The 24184-nt window shown below is 72.2% G+C and carries 18 protein-coding genes; 10 read left to right on the plus strand and 8 right to left on the minus strand.

Annotated features, from left to right (window positions below; genetic code table 11):
- Window positions 1-58: 58 nt before the first annotated feature.
- The 3 genes from ASF96_RS06865 to yczR form a co-directional block, all read right to left on the minus strand.
- Window positions 59-1321, minus strand: a complete 1263-nt coding sequence (locus ASF96_RS06865; protein WP_055937268.1) for an MFS transporter — start codon at window positions 1319-1321, stop codon at window positions 59-61.
- Between the two features lie 107 nt (window positions 1322-1428).
- Complete coding sequence (locus ASF96_RS06870; RefSeq protein WP_156458754.1) at window positions 1429-2112, minus strand: ArsR/SmtB family transcription factor; 684 nt, start codon at window positions 2110-2112, stop codon at window positions 1429-1431.
- Window positions 2113-2215: 103 nt separating this feature from the next.
- Window positions 2216-3664, minus strand: a complete 1449-nt coding sequence (yczR, locus tag ASF96_RS06875; protein WP_055937275.1) for an aminotransferase-like domain-containing protein — start codon at window positions 3662-3664, stop codon at window positions 2216-2218.
- A gap of 19 nt (window positions 3665-3683) precedes the next feature.
- Here yczR and ASF96_RS06880 point away from each other — a divergent pair, with 19 nt between their 5' ends.
- The 3 genes from ASF96_RS06880 (at window position 3684) to ASF96_RS06890 (ending at window position 6740) form a co-directional block, all read left to right on the plus strand.
- Complete coding sequence (locus tag ASF96_RS06880) at window positions 3684-4034, plus strand: hypothetical protein (RefSeq protein WP_156458755.1); 351 nt, start codon at window positions 3684-3686, stop codon at window positions 4032-4034.
- 328 nt (window positions 4035-4362) lie between these two features.
- The gene (locus tag ASF96_RS06885) at window positions 4363-6183 is read left to right on the plus strand and encodes an HNH endonuclease signature motif containing protein (RefSeq protein WP_055937281.1); all 1821 of its coding nucleotides are present in this window, start codon (window positions 4363-4365) and stop codon (window positions 6181-6183) included.
- A gap of 107 nt (window positions 6184-6290) precedes the next feature.
- Window positions 6291-6740, plus strand: a complete 450-nt coding sequence (locus ASF96_RS06890) for an SMI1/KNR4 family protein (protein WP_162239410.1) — start codon at window positions 6291-6293, stop codon at window positions 6738-6740.
- Window positions 6741-7015: 275 nt separating this feature from the next.
- Here the strand turns inward: ASF96_RS06890 and ASF96_RS06895 are convergent, their stop codons facing one another.
- The 3 genes from ASF96_RS06895 to ASF96_RS06905 are packed head-to-tail and all read right to left on the minus strand — an operon-like array spanning window position 7016 to window position 12742.
- Complete coding sequence (locus ASF96_RS06895; RefSeq protein WP_055937284.1) at window positions 7016-10369, minus strand: ATP-binding protein; 3354 nt, start codon at window positions 10367-10369, stop codon at window positions 7016-7018.
- Window positions 10366-11274: a DUF4194 domain-containing protein gene (locus tag ASF96_RS17570; protein WP_082509343.1), complete on the minus strand. Its 909-nt coding sequence runs from the start codon at window positions 11272-11274 to the stop codon at window positions 10366-10368. Before ASF96_RS17570 ends, ASF96_RS06895 begins: the two co-directional genes overlap by 4 nt.
- Window positions 11267-12742, minus strand: a complete 1476-nt coding sequence (locus ASF96_RS06905) for a DUF3375 domain-containing protein (RefSeq protein WP_055937287.1) — start codon at window positions 12740-12742, stop codon at window positions 11267-11269. The genes ASF96_RS17570 and ASF96_RS06905 overlap by 8 nt, the downstream gene beginning before the upstream one ends.
- A gap of 265 nt (window positions 12743-13007) precedes the next feature.
- Between ASF96_RS06905 and ASF96_RS06910 the strand changes: the two genes are divergently transcribed.
- Window positions 13008-14372, plus strand: a complete 1365-nt coding sequence (locus ASF96_RS06910; protein WP_055937291.1) for a hypothetical protein — start codon at window positions 13008-13010, stop codon at window positions 14370-14372.
- A 23-nt stretch (window positions 14373-14395) separates the two neighbouring features.
- Window positions 14396-15958, plus strand: a complete 1563-nt coding sequence (locus ASF96_RS06915; RefSeq protein ID WP_055937294.1) for a S8 family peptidase — start codon at window positions 14396-14398, stop codon at window positions 15956-15958.
- A 7-nt stretch (window positions 15959-15965) separates the two neighbouring features.
- On the opposite strand, the gene ASF96_RS06920 is transcribed toward ASF96_RS06915, so the two are convergent.
- Complete coding sequence (locus ASF96_RS06920) at window positions 15966-16595, minus strand: DUF1028 domain-containing protein (RefSeq protein WP_055937297.1); 630 nt, start codon at window positions 16593-16595, stop codon at window positions 15966-15968.
- Window positions 16596-16755: 160 nt separating this feature from the next.
- Between ASF96_RS06920 and ASF96_RS06925 the strand changes: the two genes are divergently transcribed.
- From ASF96_RS06925 to ASF96_RS06945, 5 genes are read left to right on the plus strand one after another with little or no spacing between them, the layout of a single operon-like run.
- A complete protein-coding gene (locus tag ASF96_RS06925; RefSeq protein ID WP_055937300.1) occupies window positions 16756-18285 on the plus strand; it encodes an ABC transporter substrate-binding protein in 1530 nt (509 codons plus the stop codon).
- Between the two features lie 57 nt (window positions 18286-18342).
- Window positions 18343-19308, plus strand: coding sequence for an ABC transporter permease (locus tag ASF96_RS06930; RefSeq protein ID WP_055835414.1), 966 nt, complete (start codon window positions 18343-18345; stop codon window positions 19306-19308).
- Window positions 19305-20291 carry an ABC transporter permease gene (locus ASF96_RS06935; protein ID WP_082509347.1) on the plus strand — a complete coding sequence of 329 codons (987 nt, stop codon included), beginning with the start codon at window positions 19305-19307 and terminating at the stop codon, window positions 20289-20291. The genes ASF96_RS06930 and ASF96_RS06935 overlap by 4 nt, the downstream gene beginning before the upstream one ends.
- Complete coding sequence (locus ASF96_RS06940) at window positions 20288-21913, plus strand: dipeptide ABC transporter ATP-binding protein (protein ID WP_055937303.1); 1626 nt, start codon at window positions 20288-20290, stop codon at window positions 21911-21913. The genes ASF96_RS06935 and ASF96_RS06940 overlap by 4 nt, the downstream gene beginning before the upstream one ends.
- A gap of 21 nt (window positions 21914-21934) precedes the next feature.
- Entirely contained in the window at window positions 21935-22528 is a 594-nt protein-coding gene (locus tag ASF96_RS06945) for a helix-turn-helix domain-containing protein (protein WP_055937306.1), read from the plus strand.
- Window positions 22529-22706: 178 nt separating this feature from the next.
- Here ASF96_RS06945 and ASF96_RS06950 read toward each other — a convergent pair whose 3' ends face one another.
- Entirely contained in the window at window positions 22707-24134 is a 1428-nt protein-coding gene (locus ASF96_RS06950) for an APC family permease (RefSeq protein ID WP_082509349.1), read from the minus strand.
- Window positions 24135-24184 lie beyond the last annotated feature (50 nt).

A 24184-nucleotide genomic window follows, 5' to 3' on the forward strand; every position in this document is an offset into this window, starting at 1 on the left:
CCGCCTTCCCTGCGCCCTCACCACACAGCGTAGAGAGAGGCCCGGACATTCCCGAGGGTCAGGCGGATCCGCGTCGCCCCAACGTCAGCGCGACGAGGCCGGCCACGAGATACAGCGCCCCCTGCACCTGCAGCGAGACGGTGAACGCCGGTCCCGTGCCGATGAATCCGCCGACCAGGGTGCCCACCGCCTGCAGCGCGGTCAGTGCGGCGAACAGCAGGCTGGTGACCCGCCCGCGATGACCGGCGGGCGTCTCGCGGTCGACGATCGTCAGCATCGCGGTCATGGCGAGCAGGCCCGGAGCCCCGACCAGCGCGAACAGGGCGACGTACAGCGGGAACCACGTCGTCAACGCCGGCAGGTTCCAGATCAGGAGCGACAGCACGCCGAATCCGAGGATCGAGGCGGCGGCCAGGCGCGCCGGTGCGACGCGTCCGACGACGCCGAGCAGTCCGACGCCCGCCACGAGAGCCCCGATCGCCTGGATGCCGCGCAGCACGCCGATCTCGACGTCACCGCCGCCCAGTACCTGGGGTACGAAGAGCACGAAGAGGATCGAGAACAGGCCCTGCGCGAGCGACATGAGCACCGCCACGAGCATGAGACGTCGGAGCACGCGGTCGCCGGCCACGATCGCGAGTCCCGACCCGAGCTCGCCGAAGAACGTGGCGCGCGCGGGGGCGCCCGCGGCGTCGACCTCGAGGGTGCGCAGCGCCGCGGTGTCGTCGTTCGCCGGGGTGGCGGCATCCGGTCGCCGTTTCGCCCGCGCGAAGAGCACGACGGATGCCACGGCGTAGGCACCCGCGGTGGCGACGACGAGGGCGTCGACTCCGCCGAGCCCCAGCGCCAGACCGCCGAGCGGTGCCCCGACCAGGCGGGCGAGACCGGAGCCGATGCCGAGCAGCTGGTTCACGGGTGCGACGTGGTCCGAGGGTACGAGAGCGGCGGCCACGCTCGGCCGCGCGGGTTCGATGATCGCCCCCAGCACCGATTGCACGACCGCGACGAGGGACACGATCCACAGGTCGGCGGCCGAGCCGACGAACAGCAGGGGGAGCACGGCGATCACCTGCAGCGCCGCGGTGCCGCCCATCAGGTGCCAGGGGTCGGCCCGGTCGATGAGCAGGCCCGCGAGCGGGGCGGCCGCCACCGTGAGCACGGCCTGCAGGACGAAGACGATCGAGGTGATCAGCGGCGACCCGGTGACCCCGAGCACGAAGAGGGGCAGGGCGACCAGCAGCATCCAATCGGCGGTCTCGGCGATCGCGCCCCCCGACATCAGGCGCACGACACCGGGGAACCGCCAGGTGCCGCCGCTCACGTCGCGTCGTCGGGGGAGGGGAGGTCGGGTGTGCGCGGGGGTCCTGTCTGCGGGTCGGCGGCGTCGGTGGGGCGGGGGTCGGTGGGGCGGGGTTGGGCGCGGCGGGCTTAAGCGGCGTCGGTGTCCCGGGCGCGCGGGCCCATCGCGTCCGCGTTCCGGGCGCGCCGGCCGCTCGAGCCCGCGCCGACCGAGCCCGGGTCGACGAAGCGCGGGTCGACGAAGCGCGGGTCGACGACACCGCGCACCGAGATCGAGGCGACGGCGCTGCCCGCGGGGGCGTCGGCCCGGGTCGCGCGCACGTAGGGGCGCACGATCGCGTCGATGCGTGCGCCGAGGTCGGCGAGTTCGTCGGCGGTGAGCAGCACGGCGTAGTCGCTGATCACCGCCGCTTCGCGCCAAGGTTCGGCGAGGTCGCTCTCGTGCCGCAGGTAGTCGTCGAACCGCGCGTCGGTGTCGGCGAACCAGGCCGAGCGCACCGCGGCGCGCGTGAGATCGTCGGCGGGTCCGCCGCCGGCATCCAGGTCGATGCCCGTGATCGTCGCACGCCAGGGTCGCTTGCGTGCGTCGCCGGTGTCGTCGTCGGATCGCTCGACGAGGCCGAGCCGGGCGAGTTCGCGCAGGTGCCACGAGCAGTTGGATGCCGTCGCCCCGACCACCTCGGCGCATTCGGTCGCCGTCCGGGGCCCGACCGACAGCAGCAGCGACAGGATCGCGAGGCGCGACGGCACCGCGAGGGCGGCGAGCATGGCCGAGGTGGGGATGATCCGGCGCTCCGGGAGATGTGAAGGCACGACTTCATACTATGCGCCGCGCCGGTACGGCGCTGGACCGCGCCGGACCGCACCGTCCCGCGCCGCGTCGCGTCGCGCTGAGCGGACCCGGCCCGGTGCCCGTTCAGCCCCTCCCGACGTATCCCCTCCACGCTTCGCCGAGACGCTGAATTCCGGCCTCGAGCACCGCGGGCGTCGAGGTGACGGGGATGCGGATGTGGTCGTCGGCATCCACGTCCGACATGAACTGTGCCGACCCGGCCACCGACACGCCCAGCCCCGCGGCGTAGCGCGCGAAGCCGGCCGCCGAGCCCGACGGCAGCTGCGCCCAGAGCCACAGCCCCCCGCGCGGCGGCCGGAACCGCCAGTCGGGCAGGTGGACGGCGAGCAGCTTCGCCGCGGCGTCGGCCGCTTCGCGGTGCACGGTGGCCACGGTGCGGCGCAGGACCGGAGCCTGCGCGATCAGGTCGATCGCCAGCAACTGCGAGGGGACGCTGGTCGACAGGTCGGTGGTCTGACGCAGTCCGCGCAGTCGCCGCACGAGCACCGGGTCCGCCCGCAACCACCCGACCCGCAGGCCTTCCCATGCCCATTTCGACAGCGACTCGACCACGACGATGGGCGCGTCGGGGCGCAGGCTCGCCAGTGAGGGAGGGGTCACGCCGTCGAACGACACGTGCGCGAGCACGCGATCCTCGATCACCGTCACGCCGTGCTCGGCGGCGAGATCCGCGATGCGCCGCCGCACGGCGAGACTCGTCTGGACGCCGGTGGGGTTGTGATTGTGCGGGTTCAGCGCGATGAGAACGGGTCGGCGCACCACGATCGCCATCTCGAGCGCGTCGATGTCGACGCCGTCGGGCGTGAGCCGGATGCCGTGCACCTGGCCTCCGCGACGACGCACGGCATCGGTGAAGCCGGGCCAGGCCACCTCTTCGGTGAGCACGGTGTCGCCGGGGGAGACCAGCTCGTCGACGAGCAGGCTGAGCGCCTGCTGCGCCCCGTGCGTGACCAGGATCTGCGCCGACGTCGTGGCGGTGCCGTCGTCGGTCATCAGCTGCGCGATGAGGGAGCGCAGGGCGGGGAGGCCCGCGGGGTCGCCCTCGACGGTGCTCGCGTCGAGCACGGGCCGGTGGCGCTGCACGATGTCGACGGCGAGCGGCGAGATCGGGGGGACCGCGCGCAGCAGATCGATGCTCGAGGGCAGGGTGGCGTACAGCGCCTCCGCGCGACCGGCGGTCTGACGCGCGGCCGTCGGGGGCGTCCCCGCGACGCGCGTGCCGCTGCCCTGGCGGCGATCGAGGATGCCGTCGTCGTACAGCCGCGCGTAGGCGCTGACGACCGTGCCCCGCGACACCGAGACCGTCGCCGCAAGCGTGCGTTCCGAGGGCAGCCGGTCGCCGCCGCGCAGTTCCCCCTCGCGCACGAGCCGGGCGATGCCGTCGGCGAGGCTCGCCGAGAGGGTGGCGTCGGTCGTCGCCCAACGGCCGAGGCGCAACGCCAGCTGTTCCGCCGAGACGACAGCCGTGCGCTGGTCCACCAGGGCGGAAGTGGCTCTGTCGAGAAGGGTCATACCTGGTGATTCTGGTCCAATGACCCTCTCGTTCGCTTCCTCTGATCGCATCCCCAGTCCATTCACTCCCCAGTGGACCATTGCCGCGGTGCTCGAGTGGATCGGTGTCGATGACGAGCGCTGCCACGACGAACGGCTGTTCGAGATCCTGGATGCCGTGGACCAGGCGCTCGCGCGCGGTTCGGTCGCCGGAGCCCGCACCGCGCCCGGGAGCCACGCGGTCGTCCCCTCGGCGCGGGTCGTCATGCTCGTGCGCTCGGTCGCGTCGCGGGTCGTCGCCGACCCGGCGCAGGGTGTTCGGCGCCTGGGTGAGGTGTTGGGTGTGGTGGAGCACACAGAGGTGCCGCGGGGGGTGCTCGTGACGGTGTGACGGGTTCGTGGGGAGTGGCGCGGCGGGGAGGGGTGGGCGACTGGCGACTGGCGACTGGCGGGTGTGGGTCGGTTCGCGGTGTGGGTCGGCTTGTGTCGGAATGGTGCAGCGCGCGTCGGCTCGTGAGGATTGGTGCAGCGCGCGCGGGTCGGCTCGCGGGTGGGTCGGCTCGCGTGCGGCGAGCGGCGCGTGCGCGCAGCTCCGCTCTGCTCGAGCAGGCTCCCTAGGTGCCGCTCGCGGCGATGTCGTACCCCCTCGCTAGATTGGGTGCATGGACACCATGGCACCTTCGAAAGGCCGGTCACAGCCGGTTTCTTCGGGGTGGGGCGTGCCGTGGCCCAGCGATGAAGACCTGTCCGCCGACGCCGCCACGGCGTGGGCAATCGACGTGGGTTTGGTAGACCCCCACCCGTTCGGTGACGGCGCGACCGATGCCGCCGCCGACGACGGCGCGTGGCTCCTCACCCCCACTCCCGCGCACCTTCTCGGTGAGCTCGAGCACCACGTGCGCGAACGCCACCGGGCCACGGCCGCGGAGTACCGCCTCCTGAGACTGCTGCTCCACGAGGCGGTGGCCGATCCCGAGCCGTGGGTGGGTCCCGACCCGACCCTCGACCTCGCGTGGACCGACCCTAGGCGGCGCACCGTGGCGGCGGTGCGCCGCGACCGGCGTGACATGGCCGAACGGGCGGTGATCGCCGAGATCGCGACGCGCCTGCGGCTGTCGGAGCAGACGGTGCGCACGCGAGCCGCCCATGCCGAGACGTTGCAGAGCCGTTGCCCCGAGGTCTGGAACGCCTTCGTCGACGGCACGATCTCGGAACGTCACGCCGTCGAGTCGGCGCGGCTGGCGACGTCTCTTCCCGACGAGCCCGAGTCATCGCCGGCCGACGAGACCGAGTCACTGCTCGCCGCCCCAATCGGGGCCGATGGCCCGGTGCCCGGTTCTGACGGGGCGACGTTGCTCCCCGACGTGCTTCTGGACGACACGGCAACGCTCGCCGACGAACCGGCTCTGGCTTCGGGTGAGCAGGCTCCGGCCTCTGGCGGGCCGGCTCCGGCTTCCGGCGAGCATGAATCCTGGCGGGCGTTCGACGAGGGCGCCCTCGACCGCGCTCTCCGGCTTCCTCCCGCGCGGTTCTCCGTCTCGGCGCGCGCTCTCCGTGAGCGCGTGCACCGCGAGTCCCTTCAGACGCGGCACCGTCGGGCGGCTCGCGACCGCGGCGTCTGGCTCTCGGCCGAACTCGATGGCATGGCCACGCTGACCGCGCTGCTCCCCGCGGATCGTGCGCACGATGCCCTCGCGCATGTCGATCGCGCGGCCCGTCACCTGCGGGTGGCCCCCGATGAGGAACGAACGCTCGCGCAGCTGCGGGCCGATGCTTTCGCGGATTTGCTGACGCGGTCCACGGGCGGGGCCGGGTCCCGCGCGGGGACGGGTTCGATCCATCGCGCCGAGGAACGCCCAGCGAGTGCGGGTGATCGTACCGGCGACGGCGCTCCCTTCGCCGTGCCGAATACCGCCGTGCCGGCTGCCGCCGTGCCGGCTGCCGTGGTACCGGCCGCCGCCCCGCCAGCCGCTGCCCCGCCGACTGCCGCCGTCTCTACTGCCACCGCGCCGACTGTCACCGCTCCGACCGCCGCCTCACCGCCGACCCCCTCCGCGCCCCCGGATCGTCGCGCGTCGATCGTCATCACGGTCCCCGCACTCACGCTTCTCGGAGCAGGCGACGAGCCCGCTCGTCTCGACGGGTACGGCCCGATAGATCTCGATACGGCTCGGCGTCTCGCCGGCGAGGCCACCTCCTGGGTTCGGATTCTGACGCATCCGGTGACGGGCGTGCCCCTCGCCCTCGATCGGTCGACCTACCGTGTGCCGACCGCCTTGCGTCGATGGTTGGGCGTGACCTCGCCGACGTGCGTCTTTCCAGGATGCGGACGACCCGCGCGCGAGTGCGACCTGGATCACCTGGCCGCGTGGAGCGCCGGCGGTGTCACCGATGACGATAACCTCGCACCCGAGTGCCGACATCATCACCGCATCCGTCACGAGACTCGGTGGAATCCCTCGCGCGACCCCGACACCGGCGACCTGCGCTGGACGTCGCCGCTCGGCGCCCAGATCGCCGAGGATCCGCCGCCGTTCTAGCCGAGTCGAAGCGGGCACGCCGCCGCCGAGGTCGACGAGGCAACGCCGGGGCAGGATCGAAGCCGCCGGCCCTCCCGTCGTGGTTGGCCTGTGACATGATTCTCCGCGTGAGCGGCGTGGACGATCTGCCCACCTGGGCCGATCTCCCGTGGTTCTCGGAAGACTGGGAGGGCTCCGCCTTGCCGGTGGGGGCGGAGGATCTCGACGAGCTGGAGCAACTCGTCGGATGCGCGTTGCCACGGGCATTCCGCGCGTTCTATCTGCGGCACAACGGCGGGTGGCCCCTCGCGGAGTCCGGTATGTTGCACGGCTTCACGGCGGTCAAGCACGGAGCGCTTCCGATCGAACGGCTGTGGGCGGACCTTCGCCAAGGCGGCGGCGACGCGTTCGACGAGTGGATGCCGTTCGCACACGATCCCGGGGGCAACTTGTTCTTGCTTCACGTCGGCCGCGAATCCACGGGAGCCGTGCGGGTTTACCTCGGCGGCGAAGACCGGTGGATGCCAGCTGCGGACTCTTTCGAACAGCTGCTGCGTGTGGTGCCTCGTGACGGCTGACGAACACCCGAGAACGCCCTTGCCCACGCGCCCGGGCCGTTCACGACCCGGTGTCTCGGCCCCGCAGTCTCGCTCCTGAGTCTCGGCCCCGCAGTCTCGGCCCCGGAATCTCGGCCCCGGAATCTCGGCCCCCGCGTCTCCGCAGCGACGGCTCACCCCGCCCGCCGAGCCCGCAGCGTGGAAGCACCCCTCCGCAGCGACGGCTCACCTCGCCCGCCGAGCCCGCCGCGCCGGCCCACCCGGCCCACCCGGCCCACCCGGCCCGCAGCGCCGCCTCACCCCTCCGCCGCGACCCCCACCTTCGCCTTCGCCCACGACCGTCCGCGCGTGTCCTTCAAGATGTCGTACTCGACGTCGACGTGCGGCTCGATCGCGCTGTATTTGTCGTTCGGGGCGCCGATGACGAGCTGGAATCCGAGGCCGCGCCACGCGCCGATCGCGCGCTTGGTGAAGTGCGCGTCGGCCTTGATCAGCGCCTCGTCGAGGAACACCGGGGCGTAGCGGGGGCGCTCGGCTCCGGCATCCCCGAGCTGGTACCGCAGCGCCGCTCCGACGATGAACGCGATGAGCTCCTGCGACTCCCCGCCGGATTTCTCACCGATGTGGTCGTAGAGGGCGACGTGCTCGCCGGTGTCGGCGCGGAAGCGCTCGGCGCTCACCCGCACGTGGTTGCGCACGTCGACGAGGTCGGCGAAGTCGGGCGCTGTCGAGCGGATGCGGTTGATGAGGCGCGCCATGCGGGTGTACACCGCTTCGCGTTCCTCGTCGGACGAGGCCGCGTCGATGGCCGCACGCACGTCGCGCAGCTCGCGACGGAAACGGCGACGCACCTCGGACTGCCCCTCGCGCGGCACGATCTGCAGGCGGTGCTCGTCGTCGTAGAACGGCAGGTCCTGCATGATGTCGTTGATCGGCGCGATCCGCTCCCGGATCTCACGCAGCGCCCGCGTCAGCGCCGAGTCGAGGCTCGTCAGGTCGTTGCCCGACAGGCGCAGCAGGCTGTCGCGCCACTCCGCTTCGAGCTCGTGCAGGCCGCTCGCTTCGAGGTCGGCGAGGATCCGCTCGAAGTCGCCGAGCGACTCGTCGGGGTCGGCGAGCAGGTTCGGACTCGGCCACCGGTCGGTGAACGCGATGAGCGTGCGCCGCAGGCTCTCGCGCTGGTCGCCCCACGTCTCCTGCGCCGACCGCTGTTCCTCGAGCAACCGTCGGGAGGCGGATTCGAGGGCGGCGTCGAAGCTCGCCAGGAGCTGCGACGGCGTCGCGTCCGATGCTCCCGGTGCCACGAAGAGAGCGTCGAGGTAGTCGATCTCGTCGGGCGAGAGGGCGGTCTCGGAATCCTCCGCGCGTTCGATGAGCATCTGTGCCGCGTCGACGTCGTCGGTGATCTCGGCCCAGCGCGCGGCCACCGCCTGCTGTTCGGTCTTGGCCCCGCCGATCTCTTCGCGCAGGCGGCCGGCCCGGGCGCGGGTGCCCGAGATCTGCTCCTGCAGCTCGGCGATACGGGGGTTGCCGGCGGTGATCTCGGCGATCGTCTCGTTCCAGCGGTCCAGATCGCGCTGAACGGATGCCACGTCCACCTGGTCCCATGACAGGTCGGCGATCTTCTCGAGGGCGCTGCGCCGCTCGTCGAACGCGTCGAGGGCAGCGGCCGCCTCGTCGACCGTGGCTTTGGCGGCCGTGAGGGCGCGGCGCGCGGTGACGATCTGCTCGCCGAGCTCGGTCAACCGCACGCGCGACGAGAACCCGAGCACGCTCTGACGGATCGACCCCCCGTGCGCGCCGCGTGCACCCTGGCTCGTCTGCCCCGAGATGGTGAGCGCCAGGCGGTGCCGCGACAACTCCGACGCGGCATCCACGCAGACGAACGCGAACTGCTGCTCGAGCCGGTCCTGCAGCCACCCGGTGAAGGGCGAGGTGCGGAATTCCAGACGCCCGGGAAGGGTCGCCGGATCCAGCCCGCCGCGTTCGGGGAGCCCGGTCGACACGCCCTCGAACCGCAGGCGCTCCGACAGCCGGACGCCGTCGATCGCCGCGCGGAACGATGTCAGGTGCGCGGCATCCACGAGAAGGGTCGTCGCGAACCCCCCGAGCGCGAGGGTGAAGGCCCCGCGCCACGGCTCGTACTCGGTGCGCACGTCCACGAGCTCGGCGACGAAGGGCAGCTCGGCGGCGGTCAGACCGGCGGCCTCGGCCAGGGCCTCGCGTGCCTCGTGCAGACGGGGCGGGATGTTGTCGTCTCGCGTCTGCGTGCGGCGGTGCTCGGCCTCGAGGGCGGCGAGCTGCTGGCGCAGGTCGGTGTGGGTGCTGCTGGCGGCGACGAACGCGTCGCGGACGGCTGTCTTGGCATCCGCGTCACCGAGGGTGCGGCGCGCGTCGTCCACGAGGGCGGCGAACTGCTTCTCGGTCGACACCTCGGTCTGCAGCACCGCGAGCGCCGTCTCGAAGCGCTCCCGGTCGCGCTGCATGCCGGCCAGGCGCCGCTCGAGAGTGCGGAGCTCGCGCTGGGCGGCGTCGAGCCGATCGCCCCCGGCCGCGCGCAGCACGTCGCCGAGGCCTTCGCGCTCGGCTTCGGCGGCGTCGGCGAGGGCCTGGCGTTCGCGCACGAGCGCGTCGGTGGCGTGCGTGCGGTCGCGCAGCTCCGCTTCGACCGCGCCGAGCAGATCGACCCGGCGCTGCGCCCGCCAGAGCGAGGCGCGCGAGTCGGGGTCGGTGAAGCGTCCGAGCGCGTCGATCAGCCGCAGACGTTCGGCGGCCTCGTCGATGCGCGTCTTCATCGCGCGGATGGGCTGCAGCGCCCGCACCTGCTGGCGCGCCTCGAGCATGCGCGTGCGCGTCGACTCGAGCCCGTCGAAGTGCGACACGACGGCCTCGGCGACGGTGAGGGTCTCGGGCTCCTCGAGCACCATGCGCTTGTAGAGGTCGTCGACGGTGGTGATCTGCTGCCCGGCCTGGATGCGCGCGAGCAGGCTCATCGCCTTCGTGCCCGCCCCCGCCGCGCCGATGCCGAGCACGCCGTGCAGCCGGGCCGAGAACTCGCGGTCGGTGGCGAGGGTGTCGAGTCCGGTCGCCCGCACCGCCGCGTCGGACAGGTGCTGCTGCGCCGCCCGCTCCAGATCGCGCAGGTCGAACGCGCCGTGCACAGTGGCGCGCACCTTGACGGCGTCGTCGAGCGTGCGGGCGGCGGCGGGGATGTACCAGGCGCGTACCGCGGTGAAGCGGGCGCCGTCGTGGTCGGCCCACGTCATCGCGATCGCGGTCCACGTGTCGACGCCGTCGCCGCGCAGCACCCGGATCTTCGTGCCCTCATCGGTGCGCGACTCATCGAGCTTGCCGCGGCCGTACGAGAGGATGTTGCGCTGCTCCTGCCCGCGCGGGCGCCCCACCACCGCACCGTTGGAGGCGCCGTTGAACGGGGTGGTGTGCGGCATCATGAGCGCGACGTAGGCGTCCATCAGCGTCGACTTGCCCGAGCCCGAACCACCGCAGAGCAGCGTCGCGGTGGGGGCGAAGCGCACGCGATGCGTTCCGTCGTAGCCGCCCCAGTTGACGAGCTGCAGGTCTTCGGCCACCCACTGCTGTCCGCGCGAGGCGGCAGGGATGAGGCCGAACAGGGTCTCGAGCATGGTCATCGGGGGTCTCCCTCGAACGTTCCGGATGCCGCGACCTCGCGGTCACCGGCAGCCTCGGCATCCTGTGTGTGCTCGTCGAGGGCGGATGCCATGACGCCGCCCTCGCGTGGGCTCCCGGCATCCTGTGTGTGCTCGTCGGAAGCGGATGTCACGACCCCGCCCTCGGGTGAGCTCCCGGCATCCCGCGTCTGCTCCTCCAACCAGAGCTGCAGCTCGCGGAGCGTCTCGGCGCTGAGCACGACCTCGATGAGCGGCCCGATGCGGTATCGCCCCTCGGACTCTTCCTCGATGATGCCCTCGCGGTCCAGCCGCGCTATCGCGGTGCGCACGGCCCGCTGCTGGCTCGCGCGCGTGCCGTCGGTCTCGGCGAAATACGTCAGAACGGTCTGCTCGACCTCTTCGACGTCGACGCGCGCCGACGCGGTGCCGGCGGTGGTCTCGCGCTGGAACACCGTGCGCAGATATACGAGCACGAGCGTCTCGGCCCGTGAGTACGCCTCGTCCTTCAGCAGGATGGGCACGTCGATCTCGTCGCTGCGCACCTGCTCCTTGTACGCGACGCCCCGCGCGTGGTCGACGACGAGCCGCACGAACAGATCGTTCAGACGCGACTCGATCATCTGCTGGTGCTCGAGGAGCAGCTTCCACTCGACGGGGGAGTTCTCGGCGCTCAGGAACCGGCGCTGCAGGATGCGCACGAGCACGCGCCGCACCTCGGAGTCCAGGATGCCGCGATCGCCCGGGAACAGCGCGTCGGGGTCGTTCTCCATCGCGACCGGGGCGATGAAGGCGGAGGACTCCGTGCCGCCGGGGGAGACCTCGGCATCCGGCGACGACGGCGTCGTCGAGGAAGCGGGGGCCTCGGCGCCCTCGCCCGAGGGCACGAACGTGTCCGCGTCAGTCATCGGCATCCTTTTCTCGCAGGCTGTTCGCTCTGACCGCTCCGAAGGCGAAGCGTCGCGTGGTGCCGTCGGGGCGTACGGCCTCGACGATCGAGACGTCGTCGGTCTCGGTGAGCCCCCCGCGATGCACGATCTCGAGCAGGCCGACCAGATCGACCGGGCGGCGGGTGTCGGCGGAGCCGCCCGAGAAGGCGGTCGCCAGATCGAAGCCGTCGCCGAGCGTGGCGACGTACGCCTCGAGCTCGGCGTAGTGCGGGCCGCCCCAGGCGCGGGTGTCGGCGTCGACGAACTCGGCCTCGACGTCTGCGGATGCCAACGGCGCCGGCGCCCCGGCCGGACGCACGTCGCTGAGCGACTGGCGCAAGTGTCCGATGTCGGCGAGCGGGAGCGTGCGCACGGGCTCGACGCGACCGGGGGTCTTGGTCTGGCTCCAGCGGTGCAGCCCCGCCATCACGCCGCGCAGCAGGTCGTCGACCTGGCGGTCGCGAATGGGATCGTGGGTGCGCACCTGCGCGGTGATGACGTGCGAGGCCCGCCGCTGGGCGGTGAGCACCTCTTGCACGCCCGCTTCGACACGCCGGGCGATGGCATCCAATTCGCCCCGCTGCTCGGCCGTCATGAGCCGCGAGAAGGGCTGGGTGAGCACGGCGTGCAGCTGGTCGGTGAGGTCGTCGATGTTCTCGGGATCGCCGATCAGGCGCAGCGCGCCCTGGAAGGCTCGACCCTCGGGGGTGGCCTGCATCACCTGACGCCCGCGCTCGAGATACTCGCGCAGCACCTCGCCGGTGGGGCGCACGTCGCGGCGGAGCTCGGCGACGACGTCGCGCTGCATCGCGGCGATCGACTCCGCCACGCGCGAGAAGTCCGCGGGCAGCTCGCGCGCGAGGTGGATGACGTTCTCGGCCTCTTCGAGCAGGTGGTCGTCGTCGGGGGGCTCGACGATGCCCTCCTCCAGCGCGGCGATCTCGGCGTCGAGGGCCGCCCGCTCCTCGAGCAGTGCCTCGCGGCGTCGGGCGGGGTCGCTCTCGGCGTCGCGGGCGAGGCGCTCGACCGCGTCGAGAAGCGTGCGCACGCGCGAGCGGGAGACACGGGCGCGGCCGCCGCCGGCGCGACCGGCGATCTCGAGGGCGCCCACGGCGTGCGCCGAGAGGCGGTACACCTCGACGTCGTCCTCGATCTGCAGGCCGAGCCAGCCCACGCGCACCCAGCCGCGACAGATCTCGCGCGCCGACCCCGCGGGGATGCGGCGGTCGTCGTCGGTGTCGTAGCCCGCCGCGCGCAGCTCGTCGATGGCCTCGGCCACCTCGACGTGCGCGTCGGCGACGGTGACCGCCGCGCGGTCGGGGGTGAAGACCACCGAGAGCACGGCCACGACGAAGGGGGCGAAGCGCCCGTGCAGCAGGTCGAGCGTGGGGTTCTTGAACGCCGTCACCGAGCGCAGGTACGCGGCTTCGGTTCGGGTGCTGCTCACTGGCTCGAGTCTACCGGCGCCCCGCCCGCGCCGCCGGATCGGCGAGGTCGCTCCGGACGACGGGTGACTTTCCGGGTGAGACCCGGCGCGTCCGCGCGTGCACCGCGCCTCGAAACGGCCCCGGATGCCGCGCCCCCGCGGCCGCTCACCCGCTCCGGCGCTTCGGGCTGTGCGCAGGGCTCGCCGGCGATCCCGGGCATCGTCGCGAGAACGCCGTGTGCCACGGCGCCGGTCGCCCCGCGGCCGACGACGGGAAGGATGACCGGTGCGTCACAACCTCGACGGCCCCCGGGCTCCGATCGACCTGTCCGGTGCCGCCCCGAGTCGGCGCGCCGTGGTGGTGGCGGGCACGTGGGCGGTTCCCGCCCTCGCGCTCGTGGTCACGAGCCCGGCCTTCGCGGTGTCGGGGGTGACGTTGTCGTTCTCGTCCGGCTCCTACGCGGGAGTGCCCTGCGAAGACATCACCGACGCCGTCGTCCGCGCGGCCACGGGGGGCGTCCCCCAGGCGGGGGTGAGCGTGGTGCTCCAGCTCTCCGACGGCTACACCTTCGATGCGGCCGCCGTCACCGCCACCGTCGTCACCGACGCCGACGGCACGGCCCCGTGCGGGACCATCCACGTTCCGGGCAGCGGCGCGACCGGCACCCTGGCCGCCTCGGCGAATGGCGCGACGAGCGCCTCGGCCACCCTCACCGCGTTCGGCGGACGGCTGCTGACGACGCCGGGGACGCTGTCGGCGGTCTCACTCGTCCCCGCGGGGGCGGTGCCCCTCGCTCACGACCTCTTCCTGCACGACGCTGCGCTCTACCGCGCCGGTGTCGGCGTCGTGCACACCGGGGTGGCAGCCGCGGGCGCCCTCGCCGAGGCGCCCGCGAAGAACGGGGCCTTCCTGCTGCCCCTGCGTCTCGAAGACGGCTCCGCCGCGGTCTACGACACGCAGGCCGGGACGGTCGTCCCCGTCGTCGGCATCCCCTCCGGGGCGACGCCCGTGGCGGCCGATCTGTTCCTGGCGGGCACCACCGTCTACCGCGCCGGCGTCGCGATCGCCACCGATGTCGCCGCCTACGGCCAACTGCTCGAGCACGAGCAGGGCGCGGGCGGCACCGGACAGTTCGAGCTGCCCTACCGTGCCCTGGACGGGACGCCGCGACTGCTGCGCGTCCCGCTCGACGAGACGCGCGCCGCCTTCGAGTTCGGCGGTCCCGCGGGGCCGCCGACGGGGGCGACGCCGATCGCCGGCGACCTGTTCGCCGCCGACGGCTCGATCTACCGGGTGAGTTGGGACGGCGACTGCCCCTACGGCGCCGGTGTCGTGGCCACGGGGATCGCGTCGTGGGGGACCCTCACCCCGAACCCGTCGTACATCGGCGAGCGCCTGCTGCCCGTCGTCACCGCGGCGGGCGCGCCGGCTGTGTTCATGGTGTCGGGCAACACCGTGCGCGACGCCACGGCCGTCCCGAACGGTGCGACCCCGATCGGTGCCGACCTGTTCCTGCTCGGCGAGAGCATCCACCGCGACGGCGACGGCGTGGTCGCCACCGGCGTGGCCGCGGTCGGGTACCCCGCGCCCGCGGCGTCGGGGTCGTCCCAGATCGTCGTCCCCCTCGCATCCGTGGCGCCCTCATGCTGAGCCGTCCGCACGAAGGAGAACCCGTGACCCCCACTCCTCGCCCGCCCGGGCGTCGCCCGTCCGGTGCTCGTCGCTGGTGGGCGGTCGGCATCGTCGGCGCCCTGCTGACCACCGCCGGCGTGGTCGGTGTGTGGCCCTCCGCCCCCGCGACGCCGGAGGCCGCCGCCTCCCCGCCGCCGGCGCCCGCGGTCGCGGCGGCGACCCCGTCGTGGTCGGAGGCGATCGGCATCCCCGCGGACGCCACCGAAGAGGAGCGGCTGCGGATCGAGCTGTCGTACGACCTCGTCGCCGTGCCGACCGCGCGCTACGACGAGCTCCGCGCCCTGCCGGATGTCTCGGAGGTGAGCCCCGTCACGCGCGGCGACACGGTCTACGTCGCCGTACCCGCAACCGACGTGCCGGCGGTCCTCGCGGTCATCCCCGAGGCCCGCTTCCTGCCCAACGAGATCGTCACGGCATCCGCGGATCAGACCCCCACCCCCTCGTGGGGTCTGGATGCCGTCGACAACACCGCCGCCCTCACCGACGACCACTACCTGTACGACTCCACGGGAGCCGGCGTCACGGCGTTCATCGTCGACAGCGGCGTGCAGTCCTCGCATCCCGACTTCGGGGGACGCGTCGACGCCGCCAACGGTCACAGCGAGGTCGACGACGGTCGGGGCACCGAGGACTGCAACGGTCACGGAACCCACGTGGCGGGCACGGTCGGCAGCACCACGTACGGCGTCGCCAAAGACGTGCGGATCGTGCCCGTGCGGGTGCTCGGCTGTGGTCGGGAGGGCTCGGGCCTCGCCCTGCTGTACGCGATGTTCTGGATCTACGACAACCACGACGGTGCGAACGCGGTCATCAACATGAGCCTCGGTCTGCCGCGCAACGCCTTCGTCGACGACATCATCGACGACGGGATCGAGCTCGGTTTCGTGATCGTCGTCGCCGCCGGCAACGAGACGCAGGACGCGTGCAACGTCTCGCCCGCCGGCGCTCCCGATCTGCTGACCGTCGGAGCGATCGACTCGAGCCGCACCCTCGCGTGGTACAGCAACTACGGTCCGTGCGTCGACATCCTCGCCCCCGGCTCGGGAATCACATCGACCTACCTCGACTCCTCGACCGCGGTGTTCGACGGGACGTCGATGGCCACGCCGCACGTCGTCGGCCTCGCGGCCCGTCTGCGTCAGCTGCACCCCGCCTGGGGACCGGCCGAGGTGCAGGCCGCGCTGACGACGGCGGCGGCGACCGGCCACGTGGCCGATCTCCCGGCCGGGACGCCGAACCTGCTGGCCGCCCTCCCCGCTGTTCCCCGCATCACCGCGCTGACGGCCACCGCCGACCCCGCGGGTGTCGCCTTGGCCTGGACCACCAACGACATCGGCACGCCCACCGCCTTCTCGGTGACGGTGACCGACACCTCGACCGGTCGCGCCTATCCCGTGGTCATCGCGGGTCTTCGCGGATCGACCGTCTTCACCGAGGTGGCGTCCGGCCGCACCTACAGCGTGAGCGTCACGGGCACGGTGCGGATGCCGGCGGGAACGGCGTCGACGACCGAGACGGTCACCACCGAGTACACCGCGCCGTAGCGCCCCCTCACCACCGGGCGCGGGCGGGTGCCTCGGCATCCTGCCCCGCGAGGCGGCGGAGGCGCGCCAGCTCCGGAACAGGGTCGGTGTGGTCGTCGACGCGCAGATCGAGCAGGGTGTCGGCGCGGGAGGCCACCAGCAGTGCGGCGCTCTGGCGGCCCCGCGCATCGCCCCCGGCCCCGTCGCCCGCGGCGAGCGTCTCCAGCAGCCGGTCCGCCAGATCGATTCCGGCCGTCGCCGTCCAGGTCTCGGCCATCGCCTCGAGCACCTCGCCGCCGACGAGCAGGTTGCCGACGAAGACGGCATCCGGCCCCACCCGGTGGCCCGCCCAGGCGGTGATGTCGGCGCCGGAGCGCGCCGCACCGTCGCCGGCCCAGCCGAGCACGGCGACCTGCCGCAGGCGCGACCCGTCGTCCCAGTCGGGGACGCGCGCGACCGCCGCGGCCGCGTCGGATCCCGCCCGCATCTCGTCGAGCAGCAGCGCACGCAAGGAGCGGTTGGTCCACGCCTGACTCGCCACGACGCCCACCGCCGGGGCGACCGCGAGCACCGAGGCGCCGACGGCGAGCGATCTGCTCGCGGTGGCGGCGCCGATCCGCCCGCGCAGAGGGTCGCGGCCGAGGACGGTGAAGGTCATGGATGCTCCCGAGGGGTCGGCGAGGGGCGCCCGGGGGGATGACGGCGCTTTGTGAAGATCGTGTTTCGGTGCCGGCCGGGGCTTGTGTCCGTCCCCATGCTTGCACATACTGATCGAAACATCATCTAAATGATGATTCGCTCACCCGATTGGCATCCACATGAACACGCGCATCACACTCGGCATCGCCGGCGCGCTCGCCGCGACCCTCGCCCTCGCCGGCTGCTCGGCTGGTCAGGGCGTGGACCTCGGCGACTCCGGCACCGCCTCCGGCCAGACCCTCGTCGCCGCGATCGGCGGTGAGCCCGACCAGCTCGACCCGCAGAAGACGACGTCGTACTTCGCGTTCGAGGTGCTCGAGAACGTCTACGACACCCTCGTCGCGCCCGACGCGGCGCTCGAGATGCAGCCCGCGCTCGCCGAGAGCTGGGAGACCAGCGACGACCAGCTCACGTGGACCTTCCACCTGCGAGACGGCGTCACGTTCCACGACGGTTCCGCCTTCACCAGCGAAGACGTCGTCTACTCCTACCGCCGCATCATCGACGAAGAGCTCTCCAACGCGTGGAAATTCGCCACCGTCGCCGACGTCGCCGCCCCCGACGACGCCACCGTCGTCATCACCGTCACCCAGCCCACCCCGAACCTGCTGTCGAACCTCGGCGGCTTCAAGGGCATGGCGATCGTCGAGAAGGCCAACGTCGAATCGGGCGACATCACCACCGCGCCCGTCGGCACCGGCCCCTTCTCGCTCAGCGACTACACCGCCGGCGATCACATCACCCTCACCGCCAACCCCGACTACTGGGGTGGCGCACCGTCGCTGGGCGGCGTGGAGTACCGCTTCATCTCGGAACCGGCGACCGCCCTCGCCTCGCTCAAGGCCGGCGACATCGACTGGACCGACGTGGTGCCCGCCCAGCAGGTCGAGCAGCTCGGGAGCGACAGTGCGGTGACCCTCGGCCTCACCCCCTCCAGCGACTACTGGTACCTCGCGCTCAACGAGGCCAAGCAGCCGTGGAGCGACGTGCGCGTCCGCCAGGCGATCGCGTACGCCATCGATCGGGATGCCATCGTGCAGGCCGTCAGTTACGGCACCGCCGAGAAGAACCAGCTCGCCATCCCGACGCAGAGCGTCTGGTACACGGAGTACGACCAGTACTCCACCGATGTCGATAAGGCGAAGCAGCTGCTCGCCGAGGCCGGGTACACCGGCGGGACGCTCGACCTGCTCGCCACGAGCGACTACCCCGAGACCGTGACCGCGGCCCAGATCATCGCCGCCAACCTCGAACCCCTCGGCATCCAGGTGCAGATCCGTCAGCCCGACTTCTCCACCTGGCTCGACGAGCAGAACTCCGGCAACTTCGACATGTTGATGATGGGGTGGCTCGGCAACATCGACCCCGACGACTTCTACTACTCGCAGCACCACACCGACGGTGCGAGCAACGCGCAGAAGTTCTCGGACCCCGACGTCGACCGCCTGCTCGACGCCGGTCGGGTCGAGACCGACGCCGACGCCCGCAAGAAGCTGTACGCGGACGCCGCGACGATCATCGCCGACAAGGCCAGCTACATCTACCTCTACAACCCCTCGGTGACCCAGGTGTGGTCGCCGGCCGTGACGGGGTACGAGACCCGGGCCGACCGCGCGATCCGCTTCGCCGGCACCAGCCTCGACAAGTGATCCCCGCCGTGGGGGCGCCGGGTCGGCGCCCCCACGGCTCGAACAGAGGAGGGACCCATGAGGATCGCCCCCGCACAGGTGCTCCGATTCATCGGCACGCGCGTGCTGTCGTCGGCCGTGGTGCTGCTCGGTGTGCTGATCGTCGTGTTCGCCCTGGTGCACCTCGTCCCCGGTGACCCGGTGCGGCTGGCCCTCGGCACCCGGTACACCCCCGAGGCGTACGAGGCGCTGCGTACGGCGTCCGGTCTCGACCGCCCCCTGCCCGAGCAGTTCGTCTCGTACGTCCTGCACGCCGTCACCGGCGACTTCGGCGTCAGCTTCCGAAACGGTCAGCCGATCACCACGACCCTCCTCCAGCGACTGCCCGCCACGGTGTCCCTCGCCGTCGTCGGGCTCGTCGTCGCCCTGCTCATCTCGCTCCCCGCCGGGGTGTACTCCGCCCTCCGCGAGGGACGCGTGAGCGACGTCATCGTGCGGGTGAGCAGCCAGTTCGGCGTCTCGATCCCCGACTTCTGGCTCGGGATGCTGCTGATCTCCCTCTTCTCCGTGACCCTCGGATGGCTCCCCGCCAGCGGGTACGTCGCCCTGACCGACGACCCGGCGGGGTGGCTGCGACAGGTCGCGCTGCCCGGACTCACCGTGGGTCTCGTCGCGGGCGCCATCATGACGCGCTACATCCGCGCGGCGGTCATCGACGTGGCGTCGGCCGGATACGTGCGCACCGCGGTGTCGAAGGGGCTGCCGCGGCGCATCGTCGTGTCGCGGCACATCGTGCGCGGAGCACTGGTGCCGGTGCTGACGATCGCCGGCATCCAGCTCGCCACCATCCTCGGCGGGGTGATCGTCGTCGAGGTGGTCTTCGCCTGGCCGGGCCTCGGCCGCCTGGTCTACGACGCCGTCGCGGCGCGCGACTACCCCCTCATCCAGGGGGCCGTGCTGCTGGTGGCCGTCATGTTCATCGTCGTCAACCTGATCGTCGACGTGCTCTACGCCGTCGTCGACCCGAGGATCCGAGCCGCATGAGTGCCACCGACCCCGCCCTCGTCCCCGCCGCGGCCGCGCCCGCGACTCCCGCCCGCGTGGCATCGTGGCGCCTGCTCGCCGCGAACCCCCTCACCGTGGCCGCCGCCGTCGTGCTCGCGATCATCGTGGTCGCCGCGCTCCTCGCCCCCTGGATCGCGCCCTACGGCGTGAACGAGATCGACGTCTCCCGAGCGCTCACCGCGCCGAGCCCGGCCCACTGGTTCGGCACCGACGAGCTCGGCCGCGACGTGTTCTCGCGCGTGCTGCGGGCGGCATCCACCTCGCTCACGATCGCCGTGATCGCCGTCGCCCTCGCCCTGGTGCTGGGCCTGCTGCTGGGCGTGGTCGCCGGCTACGCGGGCGGCGCGGTCGATGCGACCCTCATGCGCGTGGTCGACGTGATGTTCGCCTTCCCCGTCCTGCTACTGGCGCTCGCCATCATCGCGATCTTCGAGCCGGGCATGCTCACCACGACCATCGCCATCGGCGTCGTCTACACGCCGATCTTCGCCCGCGTCGCCCGGGCCAGCACGCTGTCGCTGCGGACGTCGCCGTTCGTGCAGGTCTCGCGCAGCATGGGCACGCCCGCCCCGATGATCCTCGTGCGCCACGTGCTGCCGAACATCGGCGGCCCCGTGGTGGTGCAGACCTCGCTCTCGCTCGCCTTCGCGATCCTCTCCGAGGCGGCGCTGTCGTTCCTCGGCCTCGGGATCCAGCCGCCCGCGCCGTCGTGGGGCGGGATGCTGTTCACCGCGCAGGGCTTCCTCGCCCAGGCGTGGTGGATGAGCGTGTTCCCGGGAGCGGCGATCTTCGTCACCGCCCTCGCGTTCAACCTGCTGGGCGATGGTCTGCGCGACGGACTCGACCCCCGCCAGCGCACCATCATCGAAGCGCGCCAGGGTCAGCGCCGGAGAGAGCGCGTCGCCGCCGCCCTCTCGCGCAGGTCGACTCCGACGCACCGTGACGGAAAGAGCACACGATGAACGTTCTCGAAGTGCGCGATCTGCGCGTCGCGATCGGCGAGACCGCGATCGTGCGGGGCCTGGACTTCTCGGTGGAGCGGGGCCAGACCCTCGGCATCGTGGGGGAGTCGGGTTCCGGTAAGTCGCTCACGGTGCTCGCCGCCACCGGGCTCATCGACGCGCCGGGGCGACGGGTGAGCGGCTCCAGCGTGCTGCGGACGAGCCCGGATGCCGCGGGCCTCGAACTCGTCGGAGCGTCGGAGGCCGCGCTCCGCTCGGTGCACGGCGGTTCGGTGGGCTTCGTCTTCCAGGACCCCTCCACCTCTCTCAACCCGTTCCTCACCGTGGGGCGGCAGATCGCCGAATCGCTCGAGGTGCACCGGGGGCTGTCCCGCCGGGCAGCGCACACCCGAGCCATCGAGTTGCTCGAGGCCGTCGGCATCCCGGACCCCCAGGAGCGCGTCGAGGCCTACCCGCACCAGTTCTCGGGCGGGCAGAAGCAGCGCGTGATGATCGCGATCGCCCTGGCGTGCGATCCGGCCCTGCTCGTGGCCGACGAGCCGACCACCGCCCTCGACGTGACGACCCAGGCGCAGATCCTCGACCTCGTGCGCGAACTGCAGCGCGACCGCGGGACCGCGGTGGTGTGGATCAGCCATGACCTCGGCGTCATCGGGCAGGTCGCCGACGACGTGCTCGTGCTCCGCGGCGGCGAGGCCGTCGAGCAGCGCGCGCTCGCCGAGGTGTACGCCGACCCGCACCACGCCTACACGAGGGAGCTGCTCGCGGCGCGTCTCCGGGTCGTGGCCGGAGCCGGTCCCGCCCCCGCGCCCTCGGCGGCCCCGCTGCTGCGCGTGGCGGGGCTGGACGTGCGCTTCGCCGTGCAGACGCCCGCGGGGCGCCGCACGGTGCACGCCGTCGACGACGTCTCGTTCACGGTGCGCCGCGGAACGACCCTGGCCCTGGTGGGGGAGTCGGGGTCGGGCAAGTCGACCATCGCGAACGCCCTCACGGGTCTGATCGCCCCGCACGCGGGCACCGCGACCCTCGCCGATGCGCAGGGACCGGAGGTGCGCGACGTATTGCGCGCGCGGCGGCGCGAGCGTCGACGCGTGGCGATGGTGTTCCAGGACCCCTTCGCCTCGATCGACCCCCGCCGCACCGTCGCGGATGCGATCACCGAACCGCTCCGCGTGCACCGGCTCGGCGGGGCGACGGCCACCGCGCGCTCGGCCCGCGTCGCGGAGCTGCTCACCCTCGTCGACCTCGACCCGGAATTCGCGCGCCGCTACCCGCACGAGCTGTCGGGCGGCCAGCGTCAGCGGGTCTCGATCGCCCGCGCCCTGGCCCTCGAGCCCGAACTGATGATCCTCGACGAGGCCACGGCCTCGCTCGACGTCTCGGTGCAGGCGCGGGTCCTGCAGTTGCTCCGGCGCCTGCAGCTCGAGCAGGGGCTGACGTACCTGTTCATCGCCCACGACCTCGCGATCGTGCAGCAGATGAGCCATGACGTCGTCGTGCTGCGCGGGGGCAGGGTGGTCGAGGCAGCGCCCGCGGCCGAGTTGTTCGCCCATCCCCGCGAGGACTACACGCGCGCCCTGCTGGCTGCGGCGCCGCCCGACGGTCCGCGCGTACGGGCATGACGGCGATACGCTGACACGGTCATGACTCGAGCCACGGATGCCGACGAGCAGCGCGCCGTCGAGACCCTCGGGGCCGCGGTGCGCGATGCCCGCAAGCGCCTCGGCCTCAGCGTGCACGCCCTGTCCGAGAAGGCCGGGGTGAGCTTCGGGCTGGTCAGCCAGCTCGAGCGCGGCCTCGGCAACCCCTCGCTGCAGTCCCTGCAGCGTCTGGCCGGGGCGCTCGGCATCCCGGTCGGTCAGCTGCTGGACGAACCCGCCGTGCCGCTGGCCGTGGTGACCCGCGCCAAGCGTCACGTCGTGCCCACCGCCGCCGACGCCCCGGCCCACCAGCGCGCCGTCCGCGAGCTGCTCACGCCGCGGGGCGAATCGATGCTGCAGCTCATCCGCTCGACCCTGCCGGCGGGGTTCACGAACGAGGCCAGCCCGTTCCGCCACATCGGCACCGAGACGGTGACGGTCGAGGCGGGCGTCCTCGTCGTCTGCCAGGCCGACCGGCGCGTCGAGCTGCACGCCGGCGACACCGTGACCTACGGCTGCTCGGCCCCGCACTGGTGGGCGAACGGCCACGACGGCGAGACCGTCGTGCTCGGAGCGGTCACCCCGTTCGAGCGCTGACGCCGTCGGCGAAGCGTGCCGGACTCCGGATGAACCGGCCGTTCGAGCCGCTTTCCCGCTCATGGCCCGCGTGTGGCCGCGATAACTCAGGAGTTCGGCACGCTCCCCGGTCGGCGGCGGCACCGTCACGGCCGCGGCATCCCGGAACGGAGGGAGGCCGCGGCCGTGATGCCGGGACTCAGATCTCGGAGCGCGGACCCGAGACGGTCTTGTTCACGCCCGTCACCGGCTGGTTCTCGTCGAACGAGGCGATGGGCCGCCGGAAGCCGCGGGTCAGGATCACGAGGTAGACCACCCCGAGCGCCGTCCAGATGAGACCGCCGATCAGGGCGTGCCCGTCGAGATTGACCCACAGCAGAGCGGTCAGCAGCAGGCCGATGGTGGGCATGACGATGTAGCGCACGATGTCGCCGGGGGTCTTGCGCAGTCCCCGGCGGATCGCGAACCAGGCGATGACCGAGATGTTGACGAACGAGAACGCCACGAGTGCGCCGTAGTTGATGTACGCGGCGATCTGCTCGAGGGTGAATTGGATCGCGAGCAGGCTCACGACGCCGACGATCACGATCGAGAACGTGGGGGTGTGCGTCTTCGGGTTGATGAAACCGAAGATGCGGCGCGGCAGCACGTTGTTGCGTCCCATCACCATGAGCATGCGCGACACCGAGGCGTGCGAGGCGAGCCACGACGCGAGGGTCGCGGCGAAGCCCGCCGCCGTCAGCACGGCCTGCAGCACCGGGCCGCCGACCTGCACTCCGATCTCGGGAAGCGTGCTGTCCTCGATGGCCTCGGGAGGGAACGCGGTCGAGTCGGGGAAGCGCAGCTGCGTCACGTACGAGGCGACGAGGAAGATCAGGCCTCCGACGACGAGGGTGAGCAGGATCGCCCGCGGCATGATCTTGGGGGTCTTCGCCTCTTCGGAGTACATCGACACCGCGTCGAAGCCGATGAACGAGAAGCACACGACGGTGGCTCCGGCCAAGACGGCGCCGAACTGCACCTCGCTGTGGGCGAAGGGGGCGAGCGACACGGCGGTTCCCGCGCCCGCACCGCCCACGAGCTGCACGACGACCATCACGACGAAGACGGTCATGACGAGGATCGAGAACACCAGCAGGATCATGTTGACGTTCGAGGTGCCCCGCATGGTCAGGTAGATCACGAGGGTCACGCCCGCGGTGAAGACGACGACCCAGATCCAGCCGGGGATGTCGGGGAAGAGCGCCTCCATGTAGCTGCGCAGGATGAGGGCATTCACCATCGGCAGCAGCATGTAGTCGATCAGCGCGGTCCAGCCGACGACGAAGCCGACGCCCGGGTGGATGGCCTCGCGGGCGTACGTGTACGCGGAGCCCGCGCTCGGGATGACGCGGACCATCTTGCCGTAGCTGATGGCGGTGAACACGAGCACGACGAGGGCGACCGCGTAGGCGGCGGGCACGACGTTGTTGGTCTTCTCGGCGACGAGGCCGAAGGTGTCGAAGACGACGGTGGGGGTCATGTACCCCAGGCCCAGGCCGACGATCGACCAGAGTCCCAGGGTGCGGGCCAGTTTCGCGCCCGAGTTCGTGTGCGCGGCCGTGGCGGCGCGGGTGTTGTCGTTCATGGCTCCTCCAAGAGGGTGCGGCCGCGCGCGCTCGGCGCGAAGCGGGATGG

Source organism: Microbacterium sp. Leaf179 (assembly GCF_001423785.1).
In the GTDB taxonomy this organism is placed as follows: Bacteria; Actinomycetota; Actinomycetes; order Actinomycetales; family Microbacteriaceae; genus Microbacterium.

What these genes read in the sequence shown, in the direction of transcription:
- yczR (WP_055937275.1), bottom strand. Translation starts at nt 3,664, where the DNA reads ATGACCCTTCTCGACAGAGCCACTTCCGCCCTGGTGGACCAGCGCACG.
- ASF96_RS06880 (WP_156458755.1), top strand. Translation starts at nt 3,684, where the DNA reads ATGACCCTCTCGTTCGCTTCCTCTGATCGCATCCCCAGTCCATTCACT.
- ASF96_RS06895 (WP_055937284.1), bottom strand. Translation starts at nt 10,369, where the DNA reads ATGACCATGCTCGAGACCCTGTTCGGCCTCATCCCTGCCGCCTCGCGC.
- ASF96_RS17570 (WP_082509343.1), bottom strand. Translation starts at nt 11,274, where the DNA reads ATGACTGACGCGGACACGTTCGTGCCCTCGGGCGAGGGCGCCGAGGCC.
- ASF96_RS06920 (WP_055937297.1), bottom strand. Translation starts at nt 16,595, where the DNA reads ATGACCTTCACCGTCCTCGGCCGCGACCCTCTGCGCGGGCGGATCGGC.
- ASF96_RS06925 (WP_055937300.1), top strand. Translation starts at nt 16,756, where the DNA reads ATGAACACGCGCATCACACTCGGCATCGCCGGCGCGCTCGCCGCGACC.
- ASF96_RS06930 (WP_055835414.1), top strand. Translation starts at nt 18,343, where the DNA reads ATGAGGATCGCCCCCGCACAGGTGCTCCGATTCATCGGCACGCGCGTG.
- ASF96_RS06935 (WP_082509347.1), top strand. Translation starts at nt 19,305, where the DNA reads ATGAGTGCCACCGACCCCGCCCTCGTCCCCGCCGCGGCCGCGCCCGCG.
- ASF96_RS06940 (WP_055937303.1), top strand. Translation starts at nt 20,288, where the DNA reads ATGAACGTTCTCGAAGTGCGCGATCTGCGCGTCGCGATCGGCGAGACC.
- ASF96_RS06945 (WP_055937306.1), top strand. Translation starts at nt 21,935, where the DNA reads ATGACTCGAGCCACGGATGCCGACGAGCAGCGCGCCGTCGAGACCCTC.
- ASF96_RS06950 (WP_082509349.1), bottom strand. Translation starts at nt 24,134, where the DNA reads ATGAACGACAACACCCGCGCCGCCACGGCCGCGCACACGAACTCGGGC.